This window comes from Yoonia sp. (assembly GCF_036007805.1).
Taxonomy (GTDB): Bacteria; Pseudomonadota; Alphaproteobacteria; order Rhodobacterales; family Rhodobacteraceae; genus Yoonia.
This window is the reverse complement of sequence record NZ_DASYOK010000245.1, coordinates 1-5,452: the sequence shown is the minus strand read 5'-3', so window position 1 is coordinate 5,452 and position 5,452 is coordinate 1. Positions and strand designations below refer to the sequence as shown.

The 5,452-nt window shown below is 58.7% G+C and carries 5 protein-coding genes and 1 pseudogene; 1 reads left to right on the top strand and 5 read right to left on the bottom strand.

Annotated elements, in window-relative coordinates; genetic code table 11:
- From eno to tyrS, 5 genes and pseudogenes are all read right to left on the bottom strand, one after another.
- A pseudogene (gene eno, locus VGP75_RS13310) lies at positions 1–368 on the bottom strand (phosphopyruvate hydratase); the annotation flags it as partial.
- A 41-nt stretch (positions 369–409) separates the two neighbouring features.
- The gene (locus tag VGP75_RS13305) at positions 410–1,300 is read right to left on the bottom strand and encodes a DMT family transporter (protein WP_327544135.1); all 891 of its coding nucleotides are present in this window, start codon (positions 1,298–1,300) and stop codon (positions 410–412) included.
- 2 nt (positions 1,301–1,302) lie between these two features.
- Positions 1,303–1,722 (bottom strand): Fur family transcriptional regulator, encoded by a 420-nt coding sequence (locus tag VGP75_RS13300; RefSeq protein ID WP_110279008.1) that lies wholly within the window; start codon positions 1,720–1,722, stop codon positions 1,303–1,305.
- A 59-nt stretch (positions 1,723–1,781) separates the two neighbouring features.
- The gene (locus tag VGP75_RS13295) at positions 1,782–2,633 is read right to left on the bottom strand and encodes a PhzF family protein (protein ID WP_327544134.1); all 852 of its coding nucleotides are present in this window, start codon (positions 2,631–2,633) and stop codon (positions 1,782–1,784) included.
- 20 nt (positions 2,634–2,653) lie between these two features.
- Complete coding sequence (gene tyrS, locus VGP75_RS13290; protein ID WP_327544133.1) at positions 2,654–3,904, bottom strand: tyrosine--tRNA ligase; 1,251 nt, start codon at positions 3,902–3,904, stop codon at positions 2,654–2,656.
- A 63-nt stretch (positions 3,905–3,967) separates the two neighbouring features.
- On the opposite strand from tyrS, the gene VGP75_RS13285 reads away from it, so the two are divergent.
- Positions 3,968–5,056, top strand: a complete 1,089-nt coding sequence (locus VGP75_RS13285) for an anhydro-N-acetylmuramic acid kinase (protein WP_327544132.1) — start codon at positions 3,968–3,970, stop codon at positions 5,054–5,056.
- Positions 5,057–5,452: the final 396 nt, after the last annotated feature.

Here is a 5,452-nt window from a genome sequence, read left to right as displayed (position 1 = left end):
GCCGCAGCTTTGGCCACCGCCATGGACACGCCAAGGATCGCATTCGCGCCAAGGCGGGCTTTGTTCGGGGTGCCGTCCAGTTCGATCATCGCCATGTCGATGGCGACTTGCTCGGTCGCGTCAAAGCCAAGGATCGCTTGGGCGATTTCACCGTTTACGGCGGCGACGGCTTCCAGCACGCCTTTGCCCATATAACGGGATTTGTCGCCGTCGCGCTTTTCGACCGCTTCATGCGCGCCTGTCGATGCGCCTGACGGAACAGCGGCGCGGCCCATGGTGCCGTCTTCCAAAATCACGTCAACCTCGACTGTCGGGTTGCCCCGGCTGTCCAGAATTTCGCGGGCGTGGATGTCGATGATCGTGCTCATGGGGATGCTCCTGAGGGCGGGTGTTAGCGTTATCAGCGCTTCTATAGCGCGGGACCGGGTTGAAGGGAAGCGCGGTGCAGGCGGGCCTCGCGCCACAAGGTATAGATGCCGGTGGCCATGATGATCGCCGCTCCGATGACGGTTGGCATATCGGGAACTTCGCGGAACATCAGATAGCCGACAATCAGTGCAAAGATCATGCGGCTGTAACGGAATGACGAAATGATGCCTGCATTGCCGCCACGGGTTGCCGCGAGAATGGCGAGATAGGCAATCATGCCGACCACGATGGTGCCGAAAAGGATCAGCGATTGATACGCATCTGGCATGACAAAGCTTTGCCCGCGCAAGACTGTGACCAGCAAGCCCGCTGGCACGATCAGGGCAAAGGTATGGGTCGCAAGCTGGGGACCATTGAGGTTCACCGTCAGGCTGCGGGTGATCAGATCACGCGCCGCAAGCCCGAGCATCCCCGCAACGGCCAGCAAGGTGGCGGGGGTAAACCCTTCCATGCCGGGGCGGATGATGATCAGCACGCCGATGAACCCGATCACAATCGCAATCCACCGTCGCCAGCCGACTGCTTGACCAAGAAAAAGCGCCGCACCCAGTGTGACCACCAATGGTGTGGCCTGAATGACCGCCGAGGCCGTTGTGAGCGGGACAAGAGCAAGAGAGGTGGCAAACAGAATGGAACCCGCGGTGTCAGAGGCACTGCGCAGCAGGACTTTGCGGTTCAGATAGTCCGGCTGCCACAGTGCATCGCCTTTGATTGCCGACCAGACCAGAAAGCCGATCAGGCCGCCAAAACAGGCAATGGAAATGATCTGTCCCACCGGCATATCCGCCGCCAACAGCTTGATCATGCCATCCTCGAATGCAAAGCAGAGCATCGCAAAGACCATGAAGCCTGCGCCGCGGATATTGTCCACGCTTAGTCGTCCTTATCTGTAAGGGGCACCGCGTAGAGCTCTAGCCGGTGTCCCATCAAACGGTAACCCAGTTTCGCCGCGATCCGTTCTTGGAGTTCTTCGATTTCAGGGTCGACAAATTCGATCACTTCGCCCGAATGCACATCAATCAGGTGGTCATGGTGTTCGCGATCCGCCGCCTCATAGCGCGCACGGCCGTCGCCGAATTCATGCTTTTCAAGGATACCGGTCTCTTCAAACAGTTTGACTGTGCGGTACACCGTTGCCAGTGAAATCCGCGCATCGACCGCCGAGGCACGGTTGTAAAGCTCTTCGACGTCCGGATGATCCTCCGCTTCCTGCAATACCGCAGCAATCGTGCGCCTCTGGTCTGTCATCCGCAGCCCGTTGGCTTCGCAGCGCTCAAGAATGGTCGTCGTCATACCGGCCTCTTTGTGTCCTGATCTCGTGATAGCGGGGCAGGCCGCCGGTTTCCAGAAGATTAGACCAAAAGCGTGCCTTGCATCGTGCGCACAGCTTTGCCCGCGATGGTGACAGCAACAGGATTGCCATGGCGTGTGGTGGCGGAAATATTGGACGGGCGGCCCATCTTTTCGCCCTGCAGGATATCAAGGGTCAGATCTTGGCCCAGTTCCTCGGTCAGCAATGCGGCGAGCGTGGCTGCCGCACTTCCTGTGGCGGGGTCTTCGGGGATGTTATCAAGCGGTGCGAACATGCGTGCGTCAATGTGGTTGCCGTCGCGGACATAAGCGTAGAGCGCGAAATCTATGCTGGCAGGGTAGGTTTCGGCACCTTGCCGGATGTGTGCGACCGATGGGACGCAAGTATCAAGATCATCTTTGCTGCGCAGTGCAACCAGCACAAAAGGCAGCCCAATTGTGGCTTGCACGGGGGCATGTGTGGTCAGATCAATCGCCGCTTTCTCCAGCCCAAGCGCCTGTGCAACAAATGCCGGATCGGGCGTCGCAAGCCGCGTCAGTGGTGCGTTGATTGTGAACGCGGCGCTATCGCCTGCAAAATCACAGATGATCGGGCCAATGCCCAGCTCTAGGGTCAGCGGGCCTTCGTGGCCTGCATCGCGCAGTGCGATTGCCGTGCCGATGGTGGGATGCCCCGCGAAAGGGATCTCCATTGTCGGGGTGAAGATGCGCACCTTTGCAGTATGTGCGGGATCCTTTGGCGGATACACAAAGGTTACTTCCGAGAAGTTGAATTCACGCGCGATCTTTTGCAGATTTGCCTCGGGCAGCCCGCGCGCATCGGGGAAAACCGCGAGCTGATTGCCGTCAAAAGCCCTGTCGGTAAAGACGTCGTAGACCAGATAATCCGTCATTGCTTTACCTTTGCCTTCCGCTAGCCCAGTTGCACCAAAGCGTGACGCTTTTTACCCGCGCTCAGCTTGATTGGTGTGGCAAGCTGTGCAGAATCCACCATCAGGCCTGCATCGGTCAGCGGTTCATCATTCAACCGCGCACCGTTTTCAGCGATAAGGCGTTTGGCCTCTTTCCCGCTTTTGGCAAGGCCCGATTTCACAATCAACTGCACGATCGAGATACCATCGCCCAACTCATCGTCTGTTAACGTCAGCGTCGGCAGGTCATCACCGACGCCGCCCTTCTCAAAGACTTCGCGGGCCGTGGCTTCCGCTGCCTTGGCAGCCTCGGCCCCGTGCAAGAGGGTTGTGACCTCATTGGCCAGAATAATCTTGGCGGCGTTGATCTCGGAGCCTTCCAGCGCGCCCAGACGGTCGCATTCTTCCACTGGCAGTTCGGTGAAGATTTTCAGAAACTTGCCTGTGTCGGCATCTGTCGTGTTGCGCCAGAACTGCCAGAATTCATAAGGTGACAGCATATCACCGTTCAGCCAGATCGCGCCGCCTTGGGACTTGCCCATTTTGCGGCCGTCAGATGTGGTCAGCAGCGGCGTTGTCATGCCGTAGATTTCCTGATCCAGCACGCGCCGCGTCAGGTCGATCCCGTTGACGATATTGCCCCACTGGTCCGAGCCGCCCATTTGCAGAAGGCAGCCATAGCGGCGGTTCAGTTCAAGAAAATCATAGGCTTGCAGGATCATGTAGTTGAATTCGAGGAACGAAAGTGACTGTTCACGGTCCAGCCGGGATTTCACGCTTTCGAAAGACAGCATCCGGTTCACGGAAAAATGCCGCCCGATGTCCCGCAGGAAAGAGAGGTAGTTCAACCCGTCAAGCCATTCGGCATTGTTGAGCATGATCGCGTCTTTCGGACCATCCCCATAGGTCAGGTATTGCGCAAAGACTTTCTGCATGCCTGCAATGTTGTCGGCAATCGCCGCATCGTCCAGCAAAGGGCGTTCATCGGCACGGAACGACGGATCGCCCACCTTGGTGGTGCCGCCGCCCATCAGGGTGATCGGCTTGTGCCCGCATTTTTGCAGCCAGCGCAGGACCATGATGTTCATCAGGTGGCCAACGTGCAGGGATTTCGCCGTTGCGTCATAGCCGATATAGGCCGGCACGACCCCTTTGCTCAGCGCCTCATCTAGGCCCTGATAATCCGTGCAGTCGGCCAGAAAGCCGCGCTGCATCATGACGTTCATGAATTCGGATTTCGGATGGTAGGTCATTGGCTTGTTCCCGGCATTGTCTCGGTGCACTCTATAGTGAGGACGAACACATAGGGAAAGTAGATGTTGCAAGAAGGCGTGATCACCGTGCTTGGCACCATGTCGGGCACGTCGCTTGACGGGGTGGATGCGGCCGTTTTGCACACCGATGGCAGGCAGATTGCGGGTTTCGGGCCCAGTGCCTACCGGCCCTATAGTGCCGCCGAACAAGCGGTCCTGAAAGCGCATTTGGGCCGCTGGCAGGATGCGGATTGCAGTAAGGCGGCACAGATTGTCGAAGACGCGCATATCGCCCTGATGAAACCTTTCAAAGAAATCCAGCTTGCGGGTTTCCATGGCCAGACCCTTGCCCATGATCCAGGTGGCCGCGGGACCCATCAATGTGGCGACGGGGCGCGGCTGGCGGCGGCCCTGGGGTATCCTGTGGCGTGGGATTTTCGCAGCGCCGATGTGGCCGCAGGCGGGCAGGGCGCGCCGCTGGCGCCTTTCTATCACTTTGCCTTGGCCAAATGGATCAAGGCACAAGCACCGGTCGCCTTTCTGAACCTTGGCGGTGTCGGCAATATCACGTGGGTCAATCCTGCCTGTGAGGTGCCCGAAGATCCCGCGGCCCTGCTGGCCTTTGATACCGGCCCTGCCAATGCGCCGATGAATGACCTGATGCGCCTGCGCCACGGGGTAGACTATGACGCGGACGGCGGGCTGGCAGCCCAAGGGCAGGCGGATGCCGGTATCCTTGCGGCCTTCATGGCCCATCCTTATTTCACCAAACCCGCTCCCAAATCGCTTGACCGCGATGCCTTTGACGGGCTGGTCCGGGCCGTTGCAGATTTACCTGACGCCGATGCACTGGCCACACTTGCCGCGGCCGTGGTGCAATCGGTGGGCGCGGCCCTTGCCCTTTGCCCAACCATGCCCGCGCAGCTTTTGGTCACCGGCGGCGGGCGGCACAACAAGACGGTCATGGCCGGTCTGGCGCGGGCGCTTTCCTGCGCGGTGATCCCCGTTGAATCCGTGGGTCTGGATGGTGACATGCTCGAGGCACAGGCCTTTGCCTATCTGGCGGTACGCGCGGCGCGGGGGTATGCATTGTCAGGACCGCAGACGACAGGTGTGCCTAGTCCGCTCACTGGTGGTCGCTTGTCGCTTTAGGCAACAGCGAACCATTTTACAGCATCACAAAGATGTGTGATTGATCTATGTTAATATACGCGCATTTCGCTGTTTTTCTTGGAAAATCGGCCAGATTTGGCTCATGCGAACGGCCTCTTTCCGCCAGTTTTAGCCTATTGCAGTCACAGCCCCGTGAGACCCGTTGAATCTCGGAAACGAAGTGTCACTTGTACCCCACACAACAACCGAATTAACGGAGACTATAATGAAGATGACATCGAATTTCGCCCGCACGAGCATGTTGGCCGCACCTTTGGCGATCGTCGCCGGTATGGCATCAGCTGGCGGACTTTCCGAGCCAGTGGAAGCGCCCGCACCCGCACCTGTTGCTGTTGCGCCTGCCCCTGTGATGATGGGCAACGACTGGACCGGCTT